Consider the following 23,619-nt stretch of genomic DNA (forward strand, 5'->3'; position numbering starts at 1 on the left):
GTTCTATAAATGTTCTCTTGAATTACTATTTATATAGTATATTTAGTCATTCAACACACAACATCTAGTTGTTTTTACACAAAAGAGTAACATTAATAAGAGGTTTATATGAACAAAATATTGTCACAAGCCATCAGAAAAGCTGTCTCTGATTTTAAACCTAACATTAATCCTGAAAACAACGAAAAAAGACCAGATTTATTCTCATTAAATAATGATACAGAATTATTTCAAAACTCAAAAGGTATTACTATCAAAATAGACAGATCAAGAGATAGTAACTTAACTGAATTTGGCAAAGCAACTTTAAGTGATAGATACCTAGGTTTTAACGAGTCATATCAAGATCTTTTTGCAAGAGTAGCAAGTCATTATGCAGATGACAACTTACACGCTCAAAGACTTTATAATTATATTAGTAACTTATGGTTTATGCCTGCAACACCAGTTTTATCAAATGGTGGTACAAAAAGGGGATTGCCAATTTCTTGTTTCTTGAATGAAGCAGGAGATAGCTTAACAGGAATACTTGATTTATGGAGCGAGAATGTTTGGCTTGCAGCTAAAGGTGGAGGTATCGGAAGTTATTGGGGAAATTTAAGATCGATAGGTGAAAAAATTGGAAGGGTTGGCAAGACATCTGGAATAATTCCTTTCATTAAAGTCATGGACTCTTTGACTATGGCTATCAGCCAAGGCTCTTTAAGAAGAGGTTCTGCTGCTTGTTATTTACCAATTGATCATCCAGAGATTGAGGAATTTATTGAAATGAGAAGACCAACAGGCGGTGATCCAAATAGAAGATCGCTCAATCTTCATCACGGTGTTTTGGTTTCAGATGCATTTATGAGAGCAGTTGAATTAGATGAACAGTGGGCGCTTAAAAGTCCTAAAGACCAGTCAGTTCAAGCAACAGTTTCTGCAAGAAATTTATGGATCAGATTGCTAACTGCAAGAATTGAAACTGGTGAACCTTACATCGTTTTCATTGACACTGTTAATAGAATGATACCTCAACACCATAAGCTAGCTGGATTGACAGTAAAAACATCTAATTTATGTAGCGAGATAACTTTACCAACAGGTATTGATAAAGAGGGGAGAGATAGAACCGCAGTATGTTGTTTATCATCTTTAAATTTAGAAAAATATGATGAATGGAAAGATGATAATAACTTTATCCCAGATTTAATGAGAATGTTAGATAATGTATTAACAGACTTTATAGAAAAGGCACCAGAGTCATTTAGTGATGCAACTTACTCTGCTTTAAAAGAAAGAAGTGTAGGTTTAGGTGTAATGGGTTTACACTCTTATTTTCAACAAAAGAAAATACCATTCGAGTCTGTAATGAGTAAAGTTTGGAATAAAAAAATATTTTCAAATATACAAAAGCAAGTTGACCAAGCATCAAAAGATTTAGCCGATGAAAGAGGCCCATGTCCTGATGCTGCTGATTATGGAATTAATGAGAGATTTTCAAACAAAACAGCAATTGCTCCAACAGCATCAATTTCTATTATTTGTGGAGGAACATCTCCAGGAGTAGAGCCAATTGCAGCGAATAGCTACACTCATAAAACACTTTCTGGATCTTTTAATGTTAGAAATAAATATCTAACTGAGGTCTTGGAAAAATATGGTAAAAATGATGAAGAAACTTGGTCGAGTATTACCACCAATCAAGGTTCAGTTTCTCACTTAGACTTTCTTTCTCAAAATGAAAAAGATGTTTTCAAAACAGCTTTTGAGCTAGATCAAAGATGGATTGTTGATTTGGGAGCAGATAGAACACCTCATATATCTCAAGCTCAGTCAATTAACATTTTTATTCCTGCAGATATCCATAAAAAGGATCTTCATCAAATTCACTTCCAAGCATGGAAAAAAGGTTTGAAAAGCCTTTATTATTGTAGATCAAAATCAATTCAAAGAGCTGAGAATGTTAACGATGCCAGCTCAACAGATGTTAAAGCAAATGTATACAAATCAAAAAAACAACAATCAGATCAACCAGAATACGAGGAGTGTCTATCATGTCAGTAGAAAGTATGAAAAATTTAAAATCACCAATAATAAAACCAAAAGATATGGGTTTGTTAGTTGAAAATCCTGTTTATAAACCATTTAGATATCCATGGTGCTATGATGCTTGGCTTACACAGCAAAGAATTCATTGGTTACCAGAAGAAGTGCCACTAGGTGACGATGTAAGAGATTGGCAAAAAAATCTTACTCAATCAGAGAAGAATCTTTTAACTCAGATATTCAGATTTTTTACTCAAGCTGATGTAGAGGTGAATAATTGTTACCTAAGACATTACACAACTGTATTTAAACCAACAGAGGTTTTAATGATGATGACCGCTTTTGCCTCTATGGAAACAGTTCATATTGCAGCCTACTCTCATTTACTTGATACAATTGGTATGCCAGAGTCTGAGTATTCAGCTTTCATGAAATATAAAGAGATGAAAGATAAATATGATTACATGCAAAATTTTAACGTAGAATCAAAAGAAGATATTGCAAAAACAGTTGCAGTTTTCAGTGCGTTCACTGAAGGGCTTCAGTTATTTGCAAGTTTTGCTATTTTGTTAAATTTCCCAAGATTTAATAAAATGAAAGGTATGGGTCAAATTGTAACTTGGTCTGTAAGGGATGAAACTTTGCACTGTAATTCAATGATAAGATTATTTAAGGAGTTCATTAATGAAAATCCCCACATTTGGACACCACAACTAAAGAAAGAATTATATGAAGCTTGCAGGACTATTGTACATCACGAAGATGCATTTATTGATCTTGCTTTTGAAATGGGACCGATGAATGGATTAACTGCTCAAGAGGTAAAAGACTACATACGTTTCATTGGAAATAGAAGATTAGCTCAATTAGGTCTCGAACCTATTTATGATGTTCAGAAAAATCCATTAACCTGGCTTGATACTATGTTAAATGCAGTAGAGCATATGAACTTCTTTGAGGGAAGAGCTACGGAATACTCAAAAGCATCAACCCAAGGATCTTGGACCGAAGCTTTTGCTTAATTTATCTTTGGTTTAACTGAACAACTTTTCGATACTTGCTACCCTTGTAGCTTGCAAGTGGTCTGATCAATTTATTTGCAGCATGTTGCTCCATAATATGTGCAGACCAACCAGTAATTCTTGAGATTACAAAAATAGGGGTAAAAAAGTCAGTGTCAAATCCCATTAAATGATATGTGGGTCCAGTAGGGTAATCAACATTAGGATGTATGTTCTTCCTTTCTATCATTACTTTTTCCACAATGTCATAAATTCTTTCAAACTTTTTGTCTTTCTTGATCTTTGCAACTTTACCAAAGTATTCTCTCATGGTTGGAACTCTTGAATCGCCGCTTTTATAAACTCTATGACCAAAACCCATGATTACATCTTTATTATCTAATGCTTTATTTATCCATTTATGTGCTTTTTCAGGTTTTTTGATTTTATTCATCATGTGCATTACCTCTTCATTGGCGCCACCATGTAAAGGCCCCTTTAAGCTAGCTATTGCACCTGTTATTGCTCCATGAATATCTGATAAACTGCTTGTAATTGTTCTTGCAGTAAAAGTTGAAACATTAAAACTATGTTCAGCGTATAAAATTAAAGATACATCAAATGCTTTTACAATATCTTTATTTGGTACCTTGCCAAAACACATGTGAAAAAAATTTTCCGAAAAAGATAAGTTTTTTTTAGGAGGAATAATTTTTTTACCTTTTCTAGCCCTATAAAATGCAGCTAAAGCTACTGGAGTTTTTGAGAAAATTCTCATTGCTTTTCTCATATTTGCTTTTGATGAGTTATCTCTAGTTTCTTTATCTTCCAATCCCATTATGCTAACAGCAGTTCTAGCAACATCCATAGGGTGAGCTTTTTTTGGTATCTTTTTTAAATCATCTAATAAAGTTTTAGACAATTTCCTGTTTTTTCTCTCCATCTTTTCAAAAGCTGTTAGCTGTTTTTTGCTAGGCAACTCACCATTTAATATTAAATATGCAACTTCCTCAAATTTGCATTTAGCACATAAGTCTTGAGCGGCATAACCCCTGTATGTAAGTGAATTTATTTCAGGCATTACTTTTGATACCTCAGTTTCATCAACTACAATACCTAGCAAACCTTTTTTTATCTCATCACTCATTATTCGTGTCCCTCTGTACTAAAATTATATATTTTTTCATCAAGTGAGTTATATTTTTCATACTCAACTAGCTCATATAATCTTTTTCTAGTTTGCATTCTATCAATTATATTATTTTGGTGTCCATCGTTAAAAATAGCACGTAAACCATCCTCCACATTTTTCATAGCCAATCTTTGAGTAGTAACAGGATAGATCACAATATTGTATCCTATATTTTCTAATTCTTTGAAGCTAAGTAGTTTTGATTTACCAAATTCAGTCATATTTGCTAGTAAATAACAATCCAAAGATTTTCGTACTTTTTCAAATTCACTTTCATCTCTAAGCGCCTCAGGGAAAATAATTTCGGCACCAGCATCAATATAAGATTTACATCTATCAATCATTTTATCTAATCCTTCAACATTTTTTGCATCGGATCTTGCAATAATTTTAAAGTTTTTATCTTTCTTTGAGGAAACACATTCTTTTATTTTTTTTATCATTTGCTCACTTGAGATAAGTTCTTTATTGTCAAGATGTCCACATCTTTTTCTCTCAATCTGATCTTCTATATGAACACTTGTAATTCCAGAGCTCTCGAACGTTTCAATTGTTTCCTTACAAGAATTAAAACCAGTATCTATATCAACAACTGTGGGTAAATTAGTTACTCTTGCTATTTGCTCTGAACGTTTGCTTACATCATTTAAGGTGGTAAGACCAATATCAGGATATCCTAAATCATTCGACATTACTCCTCCAGAGACATAAACTCCATCATATCCTATCTCTTCAATTAATTTTGCAGTAAGAGGATTGTAAGCTCCTGGTATTCTTAATATTTTTTTTGATTTAAGTTTATTGTCAAAATCAATTCTTTTTTGCTCAGCTTTTTTTTCAATAAAATGCATTAAAAAATTCCTGCTTTATTATTCCTTTTAAGAAATTTTTTACTTATCTCAATATTCAGTTTATCGAGTTGACCATTTTTCAAATTTTTACAGTTTTGAACATCTTTTAAAAACCTTTCAGACTCTTTCTTTGAAATTACTTTGTCTGTTAAAATATGAAACTTATTTATGTAATTTTCTCTTTTAAATGGTCTAGCACCGTATGGATGAGCATCAGCTCTATCTAATTCCTCTGTATATTTTTTACCATTTTTCATGGTGATTATTACTTTAGCTCCGAATGATTTTTTTTTGGGATCTGGATCGTGATATTTTCTTGTCCATTTTTTATCTTCGTGAGTTTTAATTGATTTCCAGATTTTTATTGTGCTTTTTTTCTTAGCTCTTGCTTTCGCATAAGACTTTACGTGATGCCAATTACCATCTTCTAATGCGACAGCAAAAATATACATAATCGAGTGATCTAAAGTTTCTCTACTTGCATTTGGATCCATTTTTTGTGGGTCGTTTGCGCCTGTTCCAATAACATAATGTGTATGGTGACTTGTATATATATCAATCTTATTTATATTTCTTAAATCTGTAATCCTATTATTAAATTTTTTTGCAATATCTATCAAAGCTTGAGCTTGATATTCTGCTGAATACTCTTTGGTATATGTTTCAAGTATAGCTTTTTTTATCTCATTTTTTTTTGGAAGAGGCACAAAATATTTTGCATTTTTGCCATCTAATATTCTAGCAATAACACTATCTTCTCCTTCGAAAATTGGACTTGGAGCACCTTCACCTCTCATTGTTCTATCTACTGCTTCTATACCAAGTTTACCTGCATGTGCTGGTGCATAAGCTTTCCAACTTGAAATTTCTCCTTTCCTTGATTGTCTTGTTGAAATTGTTACATGAAGTGCTTGCTGTACAGCTTGATAAATTGTTTCAGTCTTCAAATTAAGCATTGAACCAATTCCTGCAGCCACACTTGGTCCAAGATGAGCTATATGATCTACTTTATGCTTGTGTAAGCAAATTGCTTTAACTAAATTAACTTGCACTTCATAGGCAGTAATTATTCCTTTTAATAAATCCCTACCATTTTTTTTTAATTGTTGTGCTACAGCAATCAAAGGTGGGATATTGTCACCAGGATGACTGTAATCAGCAGCTAAGAAAGTGTCATGAAAATCTAATTCTCTGACTGCTGTTCCGTTAGCCCATGCAGCCCATTCACAATCAAATTTTACTTTTGAGTTCACTCCAAAAAGAGTTGCACCATTTTTTCTTTTATGTGCTAACGCCATCTCTCGAGCAGAAATTACAGGCGGCCTATTTAAAGACGCTATTGCAACTGATGCATTATCAATAATTCTATTAATGACCATATCAATTGCATGATTATCTAATTTTGCATTATCACTTGCTATTTCTGCAATTTTCCATGCAAGTTGATTTTTTTTATTTAGTTTAATTTTTGACGGGTAAACTTTTACTAAGTGTCTGATCATATAGGGAAAACTAAATACCCTTAACACATTTTTTAATCAATATTAATCTATAAGATATTTCTTAATGATTTCCTCGATTCCGTCAAAATTCTTGATTAAATAATCATGATGAATATCAGAAACTTTCTTATCAGTGTAGCCATCCTCTAGAAGTATAAATGGTATTTTAGCAGCTTTTGCAGACTCAGCATCAGTTTCACTATCTCCAATCATAATACTTTTTTTTATATCACCCTGCATAATTTCTATTACATTTGTAAGGTGTCTTGGATCAGGTTTACAGTAATCAAATGTGTTACTTCCAGCAACATACTCAAAGTAATCGTATATTTTAATCTCCTTTAATAAATTAATAGCCAAATGTTCTTGTTTGTTAGTGCATATACCCATTTGAATATTATTCTTTTTCGACCAGTCTAAAAACTCTTTTGCACCTTTTATTAATTTACTTTCTATAGCAATATTTTTTCCATAATAATCAATAAACTCTTTGACCATTTGTTTTTTTATTTTTTCATCAATAACCTTACTAAATTCTTTTTTTGCTTGTCCCCAAATAGACCTACCAATCATTACCGATGCTCCCTTGCCAGCAAGATTTCTAATATCTTCAGCAGTTTTTGTTTCAAATCCAAATTTTCTCATCACATGATTGTGTGCGTTCATTAAATCTGGAGCTGAGTCAACAAGAGTTCCGTCTAAATCAAAAAGAATTGTAAGTTTTTGCATAAATTAAGTTTTTTTAAGAAATATATTGTGAATTAATTAAAACAATTCTCAAATATATACAATGTTTATATGCCTAAGAAAAATTTACAAATTGATCAAAATAAACTTAGAGAAAAGTTTTTAAACAAAGGTATTAAAATGATAGCTCCTGAAACAATTTTTTTTTCTAAAGAAACTGTTATTGGTAAAAATGTAACAATTGAACCTTATGTTGTATTTTCTAAAAAAGTTAAAATTGGAAACAATGTTATAGTAAAATCATTTTCCCATCTTGAAGGTGTTATTGTTGAGAATAATGTCGAAATTGGACCATATGCAAGAATTAGACCAGAAGTAAGAATTCAAAAAGGTTCAAAAATTGGAAACTTTGTTGAAATTAAAAAAAGCAATATAGGTAAAAATTCCAAAGTAAATCATCTTTCATATATAGGAGACACAACTATTGGTAAAAATGTTAATATCGGAGCTGGTACGATTACATGTAATTATGATGGGGTTAAGAAAAGTAAAACAAATATCAAAGATGGAGTATTTATCGGTTCTAATTCTTCATTAGTTGCCCCAGTCACAATTAATAAAAGCAGTATTGTTGGTGCAAGTTCAGTTATAACAAAAGATGTATTGCCAAAAAGTCTTGCTTTAACTAGATCAAATCAAATAACAATTAAAAATTATAAAAGAAAAAAATAAATGTGTGGGATAGTAGGTATAACAAGCTCTAAAGAGGTCACCTCTAGAATTATAGGATCATTGAAAAAACTTGAATATAGAGGGTATGATTCTGCAGGCATAGCAACAATATCTGAAAATAATATTAATGAAGTAAAGTGTGAAGGAAGGGTAAATGAATTAGAAAAAAATGTAAATCAAATAAAATTATCAGGCACAATAGGCATTGGTCACGTCAGATGGGCAACTCATGGAAAACCAAGTACAATTAATGCTCATCCTCATTCCTCTGAAAATGTTTCAGTCGTACATAATGGTATTATTGAAAATTCCACTATTCTTAAAAAAATATTAGAAAAAAAAGGTTATAAATTTAAATCGCAAACAGATACTGAGGTAATAGTTCACTTAGTAACTGATTATTTAAAAAAAAATAATCTCAAAGATACAATTATTAAGGTTCTTAAGAAATTACATGGAAGTTTTGCATTAGGTATCATTTTTAAAGATCAACCAGATTTAATTATTGGTGCAAGAAGAGGGTCCCCTTTAGCTGTAGGCTACGGTCCTGATGAACATTATTTAGGATCAGATTCTTACGCTCTTAAATCAATGACAAATAAAATTTCATATTTAAATGATGGTGAGTTTTGTATTTTAAAAAAAGATCAGGTTGAATTTTTTGATTCAGATGGAATTAAAACAAATAAAGAAGTTTTAAACCTATCAAAAGATGAGCAAAACTATGAAAAAGATCAATACAAATATTTTATGGCAAAAGAAATAGACGAACAACCTGTAACAATTAAAAATTGTATAAATGAGTATATAGATAAACATAATAATGAAATAAATATTTATAATTTTCCGTGGAAAATAACTGATATCTCTTCAGTTGTACTAATAGGATGTGGTACCGCTTATCATTCTTGCTTAGTTGCAAAATATTGGTTTGAACAGAATACAAATATGGATGTTTCTGTGGATATCGCATCTGAATTTAGATACAGAAAAATAAAGTTTAAACAAAACGCTCTGTATATATTTGTCTCTCAATCCGGAGAGACAGCAGATACATTTGCAGCACTTGATTTGTGCAAGAAAAACGAGGTTAAAACCTGCGCGATTGTAAATGTTGTTGAAAGTTCAATTGCAAGAGATGCAGATTTAGTCTTGCCAATTCATTGTGGACCAGAAATTGGTGTTGCCTCCACTAAAGCCTTTTTAGGTCAAATGCTTGTGCTATACTTGCTTTGTACAAAGATTTCTTACGAACAAAAAACAATTTCAAACAAAACTTATCAAAATAAAATAAAAGATCTGTTACTGCTTTCTAAATGCGCAAAAGAAACATTAAATACAGATAACAAAATCCACAATTTGGGAAAAGATTTTGCTAATTCAAAAGGATCAATGTTTTTAGGTAGAGGCTATTCTTATCCAATTGCTCTTGAAGGCGCTCTAAAACTAAAAGAACTTGCTTACGTACACGCCGAAGGGTATCCAGCTGGTGAAATGAAACATGGCCCGCTAGCACTTATAGAGGAAGGTATGCCAGTCGTCGTAATTGCACCAAGAGATGAACATTACAAAAAAACTATTTCAAACATGCAAGAAGTTATATCAAGAGGTGCCAAGGTATTACTTATAACCAATAAGAGCACTGATGAAATTTTTTCTGAAAATATTTGGGAGCAAATTGAAGTTGAAAATATATCTAACGAACTACTTCCTTTTTTAACTACAATCCCTTTACAAAAATTAGCCTATTACTCTGCTTTAGATAAAGGTTTTGATATTGATAAACCTAGAAATCTTGCTAAATCAGTCACTGTTGAATAATTAGTAAAGTCTGTTAAAACAATTTCAAGTTGAAATGAAAAATTGGAAAATAAATAGCTGGAGAAAATATCCTGTAAAACATCAACCTATATATGATGATGAAAAGGAATTAGACGTTGTTCTAAACAAGTTAAAAACTTTTCCACCTTTAGTTTTTGCAGGTGAAACTCGACATTTAAAAAATCAATTATCGGAAGTTGTTGATGGTAAAGCTTTTCTTTTACAAGGAGGAGATTGTGCAGAGAGTTTTGCGGAATTTCATCCAGATAATATTAGAGATACGTTTAAAGTCATTCTTCAGATGTCTTTAGTTTTAACTTATTCTGCATCATTACCGGTAGTGAAACTTGGTAGAATTGCTGGGCAGTTTTCAAAACCCAGAAGTGCTCCTATTGAAAAACAGGGTGATAAAGAATTACCGAGCTATTTAGGTGACAACATCAATGCTATTGATTTTAATGAGAAAGCTAGAAGACCTGATCCAAAGAGATTATTTAAAGCATATTCTCAATCAGCATCAACATTAAATCTTTTGCGTGCTTTTTCAAAAGGTGGATTTGCAGATTTAAACAAAGTTCACCTATGGAATTTAGATTATATTAAGAAGAGCCCACAATCTAAAAAATTTAAAGAACTAGAAGATAAAATTGCTGATGCATTAGCTTTTATGGAAGCATGTGGAATTACATCTGATTTTAATAATAGATTATATACTGTAAACTTCTGGACTTCTCATGAGGCTTTACATTTACCATTTGAAGAAAGCATGACAAGAGTAGACTCTACAACTGGTGAGTATCATGATACCTCTGCTCACTTTGTATGGATTGGGGATAGAACAAGACAATTAGATGGTGGACACGTTGAGTTTTGTAGAGGGATTGAAAACCCAATTGGTATTAAATGTGGACCAACATCAAAACCAGATGAAATCGCTAGAATTTGTGAAGCAATTAATCCAAAAAACGAAAAAGGAAAAATAACTTTAATTTCTAGATTTGGTCATCAAAATGTAGAGAAATTTTTACCAAAATTAATAAGAGGAATTAAGAAAGAGGGATTAAATGTACTTTGGTCGTGTGATCCTTGTCATGGAAATACAATTAAAGCGTCAACTGGATTTAAAACAAGACCGTTTAATGACGTAGTTAAGGAAGTTAAAAATGTTTTTGCAGTTCATCAAGCAGAGGGCTCATACGCTGGTGGGTTGCATGTTGAAATGACTGGCCAAGATGTGACAGAGTGTACAGGAGGAGCAAAAAAAATATCTGATGCTGACTTATCAAGTAGGTATCATACCCATTGTGATCCAAGATTGAACTCGGATCAAGCTATTGAATTAGCTTTTTTAATTTCAGATGAGATAAAAAAGAATAGTTTGTATTCCAAATCTGCAATTAAAGCGGCATCTTAACCGTTTAAAAATAAAATTTAATTTCTATATTTATATCATGACACCTAAAGACAAAGTAAGTCACATCAAGAATTGGATTTTAAATTATGTAAATTCTATGCCAAAAAAAGCCAAATCTCTGGTAATTGGTATTTCCGGTGGAATAGACTCCTCAGTATCAAGCACATTAAGTGCAATGACAGGTTTAAAAACAATAGTTTTATCAATGCCAATAAAACAGAAATCAGCACAACACGATTTAAGTTTAGCTCATCAAGAGTGGCTAAAAAAAAATTTTAGCAATGTAGAAGGTCATACATTAGAGCTCGATAGTTTGTTTAAAACATTTGAGGGAACTTTAAATAATTTTGGCAGTGAACATGGAATGGCAAATTCTAGGGCAAGATTGAGAATGACAACACTATATCAAGTTGCTGCTGCGAATGGTGGAATAGTTGTTGGAACAGGAAATAAAGTCGAGGATTTTGGTGTAGGTTTTTATACAAAATATGGTGATGGTGGAGTTGATATTTCTCCAATAGCAGATTGTAACAAAACAGAAGTATGGGAACTTGGAAAAGAACTTGGGATATTAAAAGAAATTATCGATGCCCCTCCAACAGATGGTTTGTGGGATGATGGACGTACAGATGAGGGTCAGCTTGGATTAAGTTACAAAGAGCTTGAAGAAGCAATGGAAAATGAAAACTCTAAAAATAGAGAGAAATATAATTCAATTAGAAGATCAAATTTGCATAAAATGGAACCAATTCCGGTATGCAAAATTCCAAATTAATCAAATAGATTCACAAATCTAAAATTTAAGTATATTCCTAGTTGTATGGGTAAAGATATATTTTTAACTAATAGTCTCGATAATAAGAAGAATAAATTTATACCCAAAAATGAAAAATCGGTAGGTATGTATGTTTGTGGACCAACAGTTTATGATGATCCACATATAGGTAATGCAAGACCTTTAGTTGTTTTTGATATTCTATTTAAAATTTTAAAAAAAAAATATGGATCTAGTTCAGTTAACTACATTAGAAACATCACAGATATAGATGATAAAATTATTAAAGCATCAAATGATCAAAAAATTTCTATTAAAGATTTAACTTTAAAAATTACAGAAAATTTTCACGATGACTGCAAATATTTAAAGTGTGAAGAGCCAACTAAAGAACCTAAAGCAACTGATAATATAAATCAAATGGTCGATATGATATCTGATTTAGAAAATCAAGGTTATGCTTATTCAAATAACAATCATGTATACTTTGAAGTAAATAAATTTGAGGATTATGGAAAACTTTCAAACAAAAAATTAGATGAATTAATTGCAGGTTCAAGAGTTGAGGTGTCTGAATTCAAGAAAAATCCTGAAGATTTTGTATTATGGAAACCATCTACAGCTGATGAACCATCATGGGAATCCCCTTGGGGAAAAGGTAGACCTGGCTGGCATTTAGAGTGTTCAGCAATGTCAAAAAGATACTTAGGTGATGAATTTGATATTCATGGGGGTGGCAGAGATTTAATATTTCCACACCATGAAAATGAAATAGCACAATCTAGATGTGCAAATGGAACTAAATCGTTCGCAAATTATTGGGTTCATAATGGATTTATTACTTTATCAAATGAAAAAATGGCTAAATCTCAGGGTAATATTTTGAAAATAAAAGACTTTAAAACAAAATACAATGGTCAAGTTTTAAGATTAGCATTAATTACTAGTCATTACAGACAAGGGCTTGATTGGAATGACAAGTTAATATCAGAGTGTGAAAAGATTTTAACAAAATGGTACTCTGCATATATTGTAGTTAAGGAAAAAATTATAGTCCCTGACGATATCTTATCTCCTTTATATGACGACTTAAACACACCGGGTTATATTGCAAATTTACACTCTTTATACTCTAAAGCGTCTTCTGGAACAGACGAGGACAAAAACATTTTTGTACAAGCTTGTAATTTTATTGGTCTTTTAACAGATACTAAAGAGGAATGGATGAGTTACAAAAAAAATTCGATAAATATATCTGAGGATGAAATTAGATCTAAAATTGAGGAAAGAAATAAAGCAAGATCTGACAAAAATTATGAATTGGCTGATAAAATTAGACAGGATCTTTTAGATAAGGGTATTTTAATTGAAGATAAAGATGATACAACCTCGTGGAAATTAAAATGAGTAAGGAAAAAATCTATATATTTGATACTACATTAAGAGATGGAGCCCAAACCCAAGGAGTAGACTTTTCATTAAATGAGAAGGAAAAGATTGCAAAATCTTTAGATCATTTAGGAGTGGATTATATTGAAGGGGGATGGCCAGGAGCCAACCCAACTGATACAGAATTTTTTAATAAAGACCAAAATTTTAAAAATGCAAATCTTACTGCATTTGGCATGACTAAAAAATCAGAGCATAGTGCAAATAACGACCCAATGTTATCGTCATTAATAAATTCTAAAAGTTCATCAGTTTGTTTGTTTGGCAAGGCATGGGATTTTCATGTTGATGTCGCTTTAGGTATTTCAAATGAGCAGAATTTAGAAAACATTAGTGAAAGCGCAAAGCATATTGTGAGCTCTGGTAAAGAATTTATGTTTGATGCAGAGCACTTTTTCGACGGTTATAAATCAAATTCTGAATATGCTTTATCATGCTTAAAGTCTGCATATGATAATGGTGCAAGATGGATTGTTCTTTGCGATACAAACGGTGGAACTTTACCTCATGAAATATCTAAAATTGTTGAAGATGTTACAAAACATATACCAGGAAAAAATTTAGGTATTCATGCACATAATGATACTGAAAATGCAGTTGCAAATAGTTTAGTAGCTGTTCAAGCAGGTGTAAGACAAGTACAAGGCACAATAAATGGGTTAGGGGAGAGATGTGGGAATGCAAACCTTATGTCTTTAATCCCAACTTTTTTCTTTAAGAAGGATTTTTCAAATAACTACGAAATAAGTATTAAACCAGAAAATATTAAAAATTTAACTCAGTGTTCAAGATTATTAGATGAAATATTGAATAGAAAACCAAACAAACATTTACCTTATGTAGGTGCATCTGCATTTTCACACAAAGGTGGAATGCATGTATCTGCTGTTCAAAAAGATCCAAAAACTTATGAACATATTAACCCTGAAAATGTAGGGAATGTAAGAAACATTGTTGTTTCTGATCAATCTGGACAATCTAATATTATGTCTAGATTAAACGCAATTGGTATTGATATTAAAAAGGATGATCCAAAAATTAAAAAACTTTTACACGAGGTAAAAGATAGAGAGTTTATTGGATATAGTTATGACGGTGCTGATGCATCATTTGAATTACTAGCACGTAGATTGATGGGAGATATTCCAAGATATATTTCAATTAATGAATACGATGTGTCAGTCAAAAAAGACTCAACTGGAGAAGTAATTTCATTTGCAAAAGCTAAACTTGAAGTTGATGGACATGAAATACTTTGTGAAGGTGAAGGAAACGGTCCTGTTAATGCACTGGATAACGCCATTAGAAAAAATGTAAATAAACTAGAAAAATATTCAGAATATCTAAAGGATTTAAAATTAGTTGATTATAAAGTTAGAATTTTAAATACTGGTACTGGTGCAGTTACTAGAGTTTCAATAGAAAGTGCAGACTCAAAACATGGAAATTGGTTTACAATTGGAGTTTCTCCAAACATTATTGATGCTTCTTTCAAAGCTTTAGTCGATAGCTTAGATTACAAATTATTTAAAGATAATGCTCCAGCTAGCACTTAATGTCATTCAAAAATATTTCTTTTATTCTACATAAACCACAATTATCTGAAAATATAGGTGCATGTGCTAGAGCTCTTAAAAACTTTAATTTTCAAAAATTATTATTAGTTGATCCAAAACCAATTTTTCCAAATGATAAAATTATTGCAACCTCTGTTGGTGCGAAAGATATAATAAAAGGCGCTAAAGTATTTGATCATTTAGAAAATTCGCTTAAAAAAATTGATATTTTAGTTGCTACATCAGCAAGATTTAGGAATAAAAATATCAAACATATATCTATTTCAGATTTAAATAAAATCGATTACTCAAAAAAAGTTGGTTTTTTATTTGGTTCTGAAGCTTCAGGTTTATCAAATGAAGAGGTAAGTTATGCGGATTATACTTTGCAAATTCCAAGTAATAAAAATTTTAGATCTTTAAATTTATCACATAGCTTAATAATAGTTGCACAAATTATAAATAGTCTAATCTCTAATAAAAAATACAAGTTTGAAAAATCAAAAAAAATTAAAACTGCATCAAAAAAAGATATTCAGAGTATGCTTTCTTTATGTATAAATAATTTAGAACAAAGAAATTTTTTTAATCCTCCAGAAAAAAAACCAATTATGTTAGAAAATTTAAGAAGTATTTTTTATAAAATGAACCTATCAGAAAAAGAAACTCGCATTTTATCGAGTGTATTTGCTGGTTTGACTAAAAAAAGGTAGATTGACAAAACCTAACATCTGCTTATAAAGCCCTTTATTCAATGACAAAAAGATTAAACTCCAAACATAAAGTCGATAGAAGGTTAAAAGTAAACCTTTGGGGAAGACCAAAGAGCCCATTTAATACAAGAGCTTACCCTCCAGGACAACATGGACAAACAAAGTCAGCAAAACCATCCGATTATGGAATTCAACTTCAGGCAAAACAAAAATTGAAATCTTATTATGGCAATATGAACGAAAGACAGTTCAGAAATATGTATAAAAAAGCAATCATGAAAAAAGGTGATACAGCTGAAAATTTAATTGGTTTACTTGAGAGAAGATTGGATGCAGTTATTTACAGATCAAAACTTTCAAATACGATATTTTCATCTAGGCAATTAATAAACCATGGTCACGTTAGAGTTAATGGAAAAAAAGTAAACATCGCAAGCTATCAAGTAAAAGAAGAAGACACTATTGAAATAAGAGATAAATCAAAATCATTAGCTTTAATTGATATTGCTCTTGCTAACAAAGAAAGAGAAGTACCAGAATATCTTCAACTGGATGAAAAAAACAAAAAAGTTAAATTTGTAAGAGTACCAGCTTTTGAAGAAGTTCCATATCCAGTAGTTATGGAACCAAATCTTGTTATTGAATATTACTCTAGATAATTAATTCTTAGCTTTAAAGTTTATACCTTTTGATTCAAACAGCTTAGTTAATTCGCCGTTCTCATACATTTCTTTAATTATATCACAACCACCAACAAATTCGTTTTTAACGTAAAGTTGTGGTATGGTTGGCCAATCACTGTAAACCTTAATTCCTTCTCTAACATTTTGATTTGCTAAAACATCAACACTTTTAAAATTTACCTCTAAAATTTTTAAAATATTAGTTACCGCCATTGAAAAACCACACTGGGGTGCATCTGGGGTACCTTTCATAAATAAACATACTTCATTACTTTCTATCTCATTTTTGATCATATCATTTGTTTGTTGGTCCATTTTAATTCTCCTTAGTTTTAATTGCTAATGCGTGAAGCTCATTACCCATTTTACCTTTAAGTGAGTTATAAACCATTTTGTGTTGTTCTATTTTACTTTTTCCTGAAAATTCTGAGGATGTAACTGTAGCTGAATAATGATTTCCATCACCTGCTAGATCTTGTATTTCAATACTAGCATCTGGCATTGCTTCTTTAATTAAACTCTCTATTTCTTTTAAATCCATCGCCATGTTAATTTTCCATATAATTCCTTAGCCAATATTTATGTGTCTTTGTTAATTCTTCAATAGGTAAATTCATCTCTCCATTGAAACTTAAATTTTTATCCTCAATTACACCTAAATCATCAAAATGAACTGAATTTTTCTTTAACAAATCATTAACCTTTTTGATATTAGTTTTTTCAATTTCTATTATATATCTGCCCTGATCCTCACCAAAGAAATATTCATGTTTATTTACTAACTCTTTAAAGGGATTAATTTTAAGTCCTTTCTGTCCCTTGATACACATTTTAGAAACTGCAGTTAAAATTCCACCAGTTGAAACGTCATGACAGGTTTGAATTAAATTTTTATCAATAAGATGTAATATTGTTTCTCCAATATTTTTTTCATTAAATAAGTTTATGCTTGGAGGTGGACCTTTTTTTTCCAGTAATATATATCTTGCAAATATACTTTGATCTAAGTGTCCTTCTGTTTTACCTATAACATAAACAATATTCCCAGATTTTTTAAAATCCATAGTAATCATCTTTTGATAATCTTTTATTAAACCTACACCACCTATTGCTGGTGTTGGTTTTATACCCTTATCTTTTGTTTCATTATAAAAGGAGACATTTCCAGATACGACAGGAAAGTCTAAATACTTACTAGCTTCAGTTATACCCTCTACGCATTCAACAAACTCACCCATATTTTTCTCTTTTTCTGGGTTTCCAAAGTTCAAACAATTTGTAATTGCTATTGGTTTTGCACCAACAGAAATTAGATTTCTCCAACTTTCACATACAATTTGTTTTCCACCTGTTAAAGGATGTGAAAAGCAGTATGTTGCAGACGCATCTACAGATGCAGCAACTGCTTTTGTTGTACCATGAATTCTTACTACACCAGCATCTCCTCCTGGTTTTTGAATAGTATCACCCATTACTGTATGATCATATTGGTCCCAAATCCATTTTTTATCTGAAACATTTGGACTTGATAATATTTTATTTAAACAATCTGATAAATTTAAAGATTTAAATTGTTGTTTATCAAATTTTAATTTTTGAGGTAATTTTGTTTTTTTCCATTTTCTATCATAGACAGGTGCATCTTCTGCAAGAAAATCAATTGGTATTGATGCAACATTTTTATTATCGAACAATAAATCTATTTTCTTTGTATTTGTTGTTTTTCCTATAACAGCAAAATCTAAATTCCATTTATCAAAAATTTTTTTTGCATGTTCCTCTTTTCCACTTTCTAAAACTATCAACATCCTTTCTTGACTTTCAGAAAGCATGATTTCATAAGGTGTCATCTTTTCTTCTCTGCAAGGAACTTTGTTTAAATTTAGTTCAATTCCTAATTTACCTTTTGATGCCATTTCGACACTCGATGATGTTAACCCTGCAGCACCCATATCTTGGATTGCTATTATTGAGTTACCAGCCATTAGTTCAAGGCAAGCCTCCAATAATAGTTTTTCAGTAAACGGATCTCCTACTTGAACAGTTGGTTTTTTTTCCTCTATTTCATCATCAAATGTAGCTGAAGCCATACTGGCTCCGTGTATTCCATCTCTACCGGTTTTTGATCCCACATAAATTACAGGTTTATCAACACCTGCAGCTTTTGAATAAAAAATTTTATTTTTATTTACCAATCCTAAAGTCATTGCATTTACTAAAATATTACCATTATAACTCTCATCAAAAGATGTTTGCCCAGCAACTGTTGGAACACCAATGCAATTTCCATACCCACCAATTCCTTTAACTACTCCTCTTAATAAGTTTTTGGTTTTTCTGTGTTGTGGCGATCCAAAATGTATTGAATTTAAATTAGCAATAGGTCTTGCTCCCATCGTAAAAACATCCCTCATTATTCCACCAACTCCTGTTGCAGCACCTTGATATGGTTCAATAAATGATGGGTGGTTATGACTTTCTATTTTAAACACAATTGCATCATCATCTCCTATATCTATAACACCAGCGTTCTCACCAGGTCCTTGTATGACTTGTTTTCCTTTTGTATGAAGTTTTTTTAGATGTTTTCTTGATGATTTATATGAGCAATGCTCATTCCACATTGCAGAAAATATTGCAAGCTCAGTAATATTTGGAACTCTTTTTAGTAAATCACAGATTTTTTTATACTCATCTTTTTTTAATCCATGCTCAACTGCAATTTTTTCAGTGACTTCCATTAATTTAAATTTCGCAATAAATTTTCAAAAAATAATGATCCATCTTCACCAGATAGATATTTATCAATCATTCTTTCAGGGTGAGGCATCATACCTAAAACATTCTTTTTATTATTAAATATTCCAGCTATATTTTTGATTGCCCCGTTAGGGTTATTTTCATCACTTTCATCCCCATTTTCATTGCAATATGTAACAGCAATTTGATTATTATCTTCCAATGATTTCATTTCATCATTGGAGCAAAAATAATTACCTTCATTATGAGCTATATGAAGTTTGAGTATATCCTTTTTAATATCTTTAAAGTATTTATTTTGTTTATCTCTAACTTTTACAAATACATTTTTACAAATAAAATTCAGATATTTATTTTGTTGAAGAATTCCAGGTAATAAACCTGTCTCGGTTAAAATTTGAAAACCATTGCACACACCTAAAACTAAACCACCTGAGTTTGCAAAATCTATAACAGATTTAATTATTTTTGATTTTGAAGCTATACTTCCACACCTTAAATAGTCACCATAAGAAAAACCCCCAGGTAAAACAATTAAATCACTTTTTGGTATTGAATTATCATTATGCCAAATCATTTGATTTTTAAAACCAAACTTTTTAAGAGCCACATCCATGTCTCTATCACAATTTGATCCTGGGAAAATTATGACTGAGGACTTCATTTATAATTAAAGTATTTTATAGTCCTCAATAACAAGATTAGCTAAAAGTTTTTTACACATATCTTCCACTTGTAACTTTGCCTTAGTTTCATCATTTTCATTTACATTAATTTCAAAAAATTTTCCTTGCCTCACATCATTAACACTACTAAAATTCATACCATTTAAAGTTTGCTGTATAGCTTTACCTTGAGGATCAAGTACTCCATTTTTAAGAGTAACTATAACTTTAATAATCATTATTTTTTTTTAAACTTTACTGCTTTTGGTTTGCTATATTTTAATGGTCTTATGTTAGATTGTTCATGGAGTATATCTAATCTTCTAGCAACTTCTTGATAACCTTCAACTAAATTTCCCAAGTCTTTTCTAAATCTATCTTTATCTAATTTCTTATCAGTGGTTGCATCCCACAATCTACAGGTGTCAGGGCTAATTTCATCTGCTAAAATAATATCTTTTTTTCCATTTTTTTCTAATCTTCCGAATTCAACTTTGAAATCAACTAATTTGATTCCAACACCCCTAAACATCCCTTGAAGAAAATCATTTATTCTAGCTAATTCATTGTTCACAAAATCTATTTCAAAATCATCCATCCACTTAAAAGCTAAGATATGTTCTTTGCTGATAAGTGGATCACCGAGTTCATCGTTTTTTAAACAATATTCAACTAGTGGATATTCAAGAACTGTTCCATCTTCTATGCCTAATCTTTTAGTTAAAGAACCTGTTGCAATATTTCTTACTATAAATTCAATAGGTATAATCTCAACATGTTGAACTAGTTGTTCTCTCATATTAAGACGTTTTATTAAATGATTTTTAATACCAACCTGATTTAAATTTGTTAGAATATGCTCTGAAATTCTATTATTTAAAATTCCTTTACCATCAATGACATCTTTTTTCTGGTTGTTAAAGGCTGTGGCATCATCTTTAAAATGTTGTATAACTAAATTTTTATCACTTGTTGCAAAAACTATTTTTGCTTTACCTTCGTATATTTTTTTTCCTTTTTTCATTATTTTAACACTCTCTTAAATATATAATTAATATTTTTAAAGTGTTTAGAATACGTAAATATTTTTTTAATTTTATTATCAGAAATTCTCTCAGTAATTTTTTTGTCATTTTTTACAAGGTCTATTAAATTTATATTTTTTGAAAAACTAGATTTAGCGTGATCTTGAACTAATCTATATGCTTTCTCTCTTTGCATTCCCGATTTAGTCAATTCTAACATTAATTCTTGAGAAAATACCAATCCCTTAGTAAAGTTTAAATTTTCTAACATTTTTTTTGGATAAACTATCATTTTATCCAAAATACCTGCCAATCTGACAAGTGCAAAATCAAGTGTTATGTTTGCATCAGGTCCAATATTTCTTTCTACGCTTGAGTGCGAAATATCTCTTTCATGCCACAGAGCTATATTTTCTAAAGCAGGCACTACATAACTTCTAACCATTCTTGCAAGACCAGTTAAATTTTCACTTAATATTGGATTTTTTTTATGAGGCATTGCGGAAGATCCTTTTTGATCTTTAGAAAAAAATTCCTGTAATTCATAAACCTCTGATCTTTGAAGGTGGCGTATTTCTGTTGCAACTCTTTCAACTGAACCTGCAATGATACCTAAAATTGCAAAATAATGTGCATGTCGATCTCTTGGAATAATTTGTGTTGATACAGGCTCTGGTTTGAGTTTTAATCTTTTTGATACATAAACTTCTATTTTTGGATCTATATTTGCAAATGTTCCAACGGCACCTGAAATAGCGCAAGTTGAAACTTCCTCAATTGCATCTTTAAGTCTTTTTTTATTACGTTTAAACTCCTCATAAAAAGATACCAGTTTAAGACCAAAGGTTATTGGTTCCGCATGAATACCGTGACTTCTTCCAATACAAGGAGTCATTTTATATTTCTTAGCCTGTTTTTTTAAAACAGATAAAATTTTATCTATATCTTTTAATAAGATATTTCCTGATTGAACTAATTGTATATTAAAACTTGTATCCAAAACATCGGATGAGGTCATTCCTTGATGAAGGTATCTAGCTTTAATTCCAGCTTGCTCAGTAATTGATGTTAAAAAAGCAATAACGTCATGTTTTACTTTTGATTCAATATCATGAATTCTTTTTACTTTAATTTTGCCTTTTTTCTTAACAATTGAGGCTACTCCTCTTGGAATTATTTTGTATTTTTCCATTGCTTCAGCAGCTGCAATTTCAACATTAAGCCAAATTTTGTATTTATTCTCCTCTGACCAAATATTGACTAATTCTTTTCTTGAATATCTAGATATCATTAAATTTTATATGGGGGTCCTTTATAACCTTTAACAGATTCTGTAAAAATTTCATAAGAATCCTCTGTAATTCCTATAGTATGTTCAAACTGTGCTGATAGTGACTTATCTTTTGTTACAGCTGTCCAACCATCATTTAAAACTTTAACATCATATTTCCCATCATTAATCATCGGTTCAATTGTAAATGTCATTCCAGGTCTGAGTTCAACCCCTGTATTTTTTTTTCCATAATGCAGAATGTTAGGAGGTTCATGAAAAATATTACTTATTCCGTGACCACAAAAATCTCTAACAACTGAATATCCTTTTTCTTCAACATAAGATTGTATTTCATAACCAATATCGCCCAATCTCTTACCAGGTTTTAATATTTCAATTCCTCGCATCATAGATTCGTATGTTGTATTGATTAAATTAGTTGCTTTTATAGATACATCTCCAATTACAAACATTCTACTGGTGTCACCATAGTATTCATTTACTATTGCAGTAACATCAACATTGATTGCATCGCCTTCTTTTAAAATTCTATCTGAAGGAATTCCATGACAAACGACATGATTTAATGATGTACATAATGATTTTTTAAAACCTCTATAAAATTGTGGAGCAGAATAACCACCGTTATCCTTAATGAATTCATAACCTAAAGTATCAATTTTATCAGTTGATACACCTTCCTTTATTTCATTTGTTAGCATGTCTAAAGTTTTTGCTGCAAGATTTCCTGCAATCCTCATTTTCTCAAACTTTTCTGAATAATTATTTGTCATCAATTATTTTAATTTTTTTCTCAATTTTAATTTGTTTAGAATTTAAAGTGCACCTATATGCTAAAAATTTTACACCAGCTTTTTTCGCTTCGATATAACCCTCAAAATACTTAGGATCAATTTCTTTTGCTATTCTAAAATTATTTATACCCTGAATTTGAGTTAAAAATAAGACATATGGTTTATAACCTTTTTTGATTGAATTAATTAACATTTTTAAATGTTTTAAACCTCTTTCAGTAATCGCATCAGGAAATTCAGCAACCACATCATCAGTTATCAATGTAACATTTTTGACCTCTAATAAACTTTTATCGCACAAAAAATCAAATCTTGTGTCTGATGAATATTTAAATTCTGGCCTAATGCTTTTAGTATTTTTAAATTCAGATATTAATTTATTTTCTAAACCATGTTGGACAATTCTGTTTGCTCTGTGCGTATTTACACCAACTAATTTTTTTTTAACTTTTATTAATTCAAGTGTATATTTAAGTTTTCTTGAAGGATCATTTTGTGGTGAAATCCATACCTCATTTCCTTCATCTAAAAGACCTTTCATAGAACCTGTATTTGGACAATGAGCTGTTACAATTTTATTATTTACTTCTATATCAGCAAAAAATCTTTTATATCTTTTTACTAATTTGCCTTTAATAAGTGTATTGGTAAAATTCATTAATTTTATTTATATTTGT

The 23,619-nt window shown here is 30.7% G+C and carries 23 protein-coding genes; 10 read left to right on the forward strand and 13 right to left on the reverse strand.

Features of this window, described 5'->3' with window-relative positions; genetic code table 11:
- Positions 1-108 precede the first annotated feature (108 nt).
- Both B8063_RS06130 and B8063_RS06135 read left to right on the forward strand, forming a co-directional pair.
- Positions 109-2,046, forward strand: a complete 1,938-nt coding sequence (locus B8063_RS06130; RefSeq protein WP_085070492.1) for a ribonucleoside-diphosphate reductase subunit alpha — start codon at positions 109-111, stop codon at positions 2,044-2,046.
- The gene (locus tag B8063_RS06135; protein ID WP_085070494.1) at positions 2,037-3,050 is read left to right on the forward strand and encodes a ribonucleotide-diphosphate reductase subunit beta; all 1,014 of its coding nucleotides are present in this window, start codon (positions 2,037-2,039) and stop codon (positions 3,048-3,050) included. Before B8063_RS06130 ends, B8063_RS06135 begins: the two co-directional genes overlap by 10 nt.
- A gap of 1 nt (position 3,051) precedes the next feature.
- Here B8063_RS06135 and B8063_RS06140 read toward each other — a convergent pair whose 3' ends face one another.
- The 4 genes from B8063_RS06140 to B8063_RS06155 are packed head-to-tail and all read right to left on the reverse strand — an operon-like array spanning position 3,052 to position 7,303.
- Positions 3,052-4,176, reverse strand: coding sequence for a bifunctional 2-methylcitrate synthase/citrate synthase (locus B8063_RS06140; RefSeq protein ID WP_085070496.1), 1,125 nt, complete (start codon positions 4,174-4,176; stop codon positions 3,052-3,054).
- Positions 4,176-5,072: a methylisocitrate lyase gene (gene prpB, locus B8063_RS06145; RefSeq protein ID WP_085070498.1), complete on the reverse strand. Its 897-nt coding sequence runs from the start codon at positions 5,070-5,072 to the stop codon at positions 4,176-4,178. Before prpB ends, B8063_RS06140 begins: the two co-directional genes overlap by 1 nt.
- Complete coding sequence (locus B8063_RS06150; RefSeq protein WP_085070500.1) at positions 5,072-6,574, reverse strand: MmgE/PrpD family protein; 1,503 nt, start codon at positions 6,572-6,574, stop codon at positions 5,072-5,074. The genes prpB and B8063_RS06150 overlap by 1 nt, the downstream gene beginning before the upstream one ends.
- Positions 6,575-6,616: 42 nt before the next feature.
- Positions 6,617-7,303: an HAD-IA family hydrolase gene (locus B8063_RS06155; protein ID WP_085070502.1), complete on the reverse strand. Its 687-nt coding sequence runs from the start codon at positions 7,301-7,303 to the stop codon at positions 6,617-6,619.
- A 69-nt stretch (positions 7,304-7,372) separates the two neighbouring features.
- Here B8063_RS06155 and B8063_RS06160 point away from each other — a divergent pair, with 69 nt between their 5' ends.
- From B8063_RS06160 to rpsD, 8 genes are read left to right on the forward strand one after another with little or no spacing between them, the layout of a single operon-like run.
- Positions 7,373-7,993 carry a DapH/DapD/GlmU-related protein gene (locus B8063_RS06160; RefSeq protein ID WP_085070504.1) on the forward strand — a complete coding sequence of 207 codons (621 nt, stop codon included), beginning with the start codon at positions 7,373-7,375 and terminating at the stop codon, positions 7,991-7,993.
- Positions 7,994-9,814: a glutamine--fructose-6-phosphate transaminase (isomerizing) gene (gene glmS, locus B8063_RS06165; protein ID WP_085070506.1), complete on the forward strand. Its 1,821-nt coding sequence runs from the start codon at positions 7,994-7,996 to the stop codon at positions 9,812-9,814.
- A 34-nt stretch (positions 9,815-9,848) separates the two neighbouring features.
- Positions 9,849-11,228 (forward strand): class II 3-deoxy-7-phosphoheptulonate synthase, encoded by a 1,380-nt coding sequence (locus tag B8063_RS06170; RefSeq protein ID WP_085070508.1) that lies wholly within the window; start codon positions 9,849-9,851, stop codon positions 11,226-11,228.
- Positions 11,229-11,265: 37 nt separating this feature from the next.
- A complete protein-coding gene (gene nadE, locus B8063_RS06175; protein ID WP_075521888.1) occupies positions 11,266-12,003 on the forward strand; it encodes an NAD(+) synthase in 738 nt (245 codons plus the stop codon).
- A gap of 45 nt (positions 12,004-12,048) precedes the next feature.
- The gene (gene cysS / locus B8063_RS06180; RefSeq protein WP_085070510.1) at positions 12,049-13,410 is read left to right on the forward strand and encodes a cysteine--tRNA ligase; all 1,362 of its coding nucleotides are present in this window, start codon (positions 12,049-12,051) and stop codon (positions 13,408-13,410) included.
- Positions 13,407-15,008, forward strand: coding sequence for a citramalate synthase (gene cimA, locus B8063_RS06185; RefSeq protein ID WP_085070907.1), 1,602 nt, complete (start codon positions 13,407-13,409; stop codon positions 15,006-15,008). The genes cysS and cimA overlap by 4 nt, the downstream gene beginning before the upstream one ends.
- Positions 15,008-15,721 (forward strand): RNA methyltransferase, encoded by a 714-nt coding sequence (locus tag B8063_RS06190; RefSeq protein ID WP_085070512.1) that lies wholly within the window; start codon positions 15,008-15,010, stop codon positions 15,719-15,721. Before cimA ends, B8063_RS06190 begins: the two co-directional genes overlap by 1 nt.
- A 41-nt stretch (positions 15,722-15,762) precedes the next feature.
- A complete protein-coding gene (rpsD, locus tag B8063_RS06195) occupies positions 15,763-16,380 on the forward strand; it encodes a 30S ribosomal protein S4 (RefSeq protein WP_085070514.1) in 618 nt (205 codons plus the stop codon).
- Here the strand turns inward: rpsD and grxD are convergent, their stop codons facing one another.
- From grxD to sfsA, 9 genes are read right to left on the reverse strand one after another with little or no spacing between them, the layout of a single operon-like run.
- Complete coding sequence (grxD, locus tag B8063_RS06200) at positions 16,381-16,719, reverse strand: Grx4 family monothiol glutaredoxin (RefSeq protein ID WP_085070516.1); 339 nt, start codon at positions 16,717-16,719, stop codon at positions 16,381-16,383. It abuts the gene before it with no gap.
- Position 16,720: 1 nt separating this feature from the next.
- Positions 16,721-16,951 carry a BolA/IbaG family iron-sulfur metabolism protein gene (locus B8063_RS06205; RefSeq protein WP_085070518.1) on the reverse strand — a complete coding sequence of 77 codons (231 nt, stop codon included), beginning with the start codon at positions 16,949-16,951 and terminating at the stop codon, positions 16,721-16,723.
- Between the two features lies 1 nt (position 16,952).
- Positions 16,953-19,145: a phosphoribosylformylglycinamidine synthase subunit PurL gene (purL, locus tag B8063_RS06210; protein ID WP_085070520.1), complete on the reverse strand. Its 2,193-nt coding sequence runs from the start codon at positions 19,143-19,145 to the stop codon at positions 16,953-16,955.
- Positions 19,145-19,828 (reverse strand): phosphoribosylformylglycinamidine synthase I, encoded by a 684-nt coding sequence (gene purQ / locus B8063_RS06215; RefSeq protein ID WP_085070522.1) that lies wholly within the window; start codon positions 19,826-19,828, stop codon positions 19,145-19,147. Before purQ ends, purL begins: the two co-directional genes overlap by 1 nt.
- 6 nt (positions 19,829-19,834) lie before the next feature.
- On the reverse strand, positions 19,835-20,068 hold the full coding sequence (gene purS, locus B8063_RS06220; protein WP_085070524.1) for a phosphoribosylformylglycinamidine synthase subunit PurS: 234 nt from the start codon (positions 20,066-20,068) through the stop codon (positions 19,835-19,837).
- Complete coding sequence (gene purC, locus B8063_RS06225; protein ID WP_075521878.1) at positions 20,068-20,853, reverse strand: phosphoribosylaminoimidazolesuccinocarboxamide synthase; 786 nt, start codon at positions 20,851-20,853, stop codon at positions 20,068-20,070. Before purC ends, purS begins: the two co-directional genes overlap by 1 nt.
- Entirely contained in the window at positions 20,853-22,145 is a 1,293-nt protein-coding gene (gene purB, locus B8063_RS06230) for an adenylosuccinate lyase (protein ID WP_085070526.1), read from the reverse strand. The genes purC and purB overlap by 1 nt, the downstream gene beginning before the upstream one ends.
- A complete protein-coding gene (map, locus tag B8063_RS06235; protein WP_085070528.1) occupies positions 22,145-22,921 on the reverse strand; it encodes a type I methionyl aminopeptidase in 777 nt (258 codons plus the stop codon). The genes purB and map overlap by 1 nt, the downstream gene beginning before the upstream one ends.
- Positions 22,911-23,600, reverse strand: coding sequence for a DNA/RNA nuclease SfsA (gene sfsA, locus B8063_RS06240; protein ID WP_085070530.1), 690 nt, complete (start codon positions 23,598-23,600; stop codon positions 22,911-22,913). The genes map and sfsA overlap by 11 nt, the downstream gene beginning before the upstream one ends.
- Positions 23,601-23,619: the final 19 nt, after the last annotated feature.

Source organism: Candidatus Pelagibacter sp. RS40, assembly GCF_002101295.1.
GTDB lineage: Bacteria > Pseudomonadota > Alphaproteobacteria > Pelagibacterales > Pelagibacteraceae > Pelagibacter.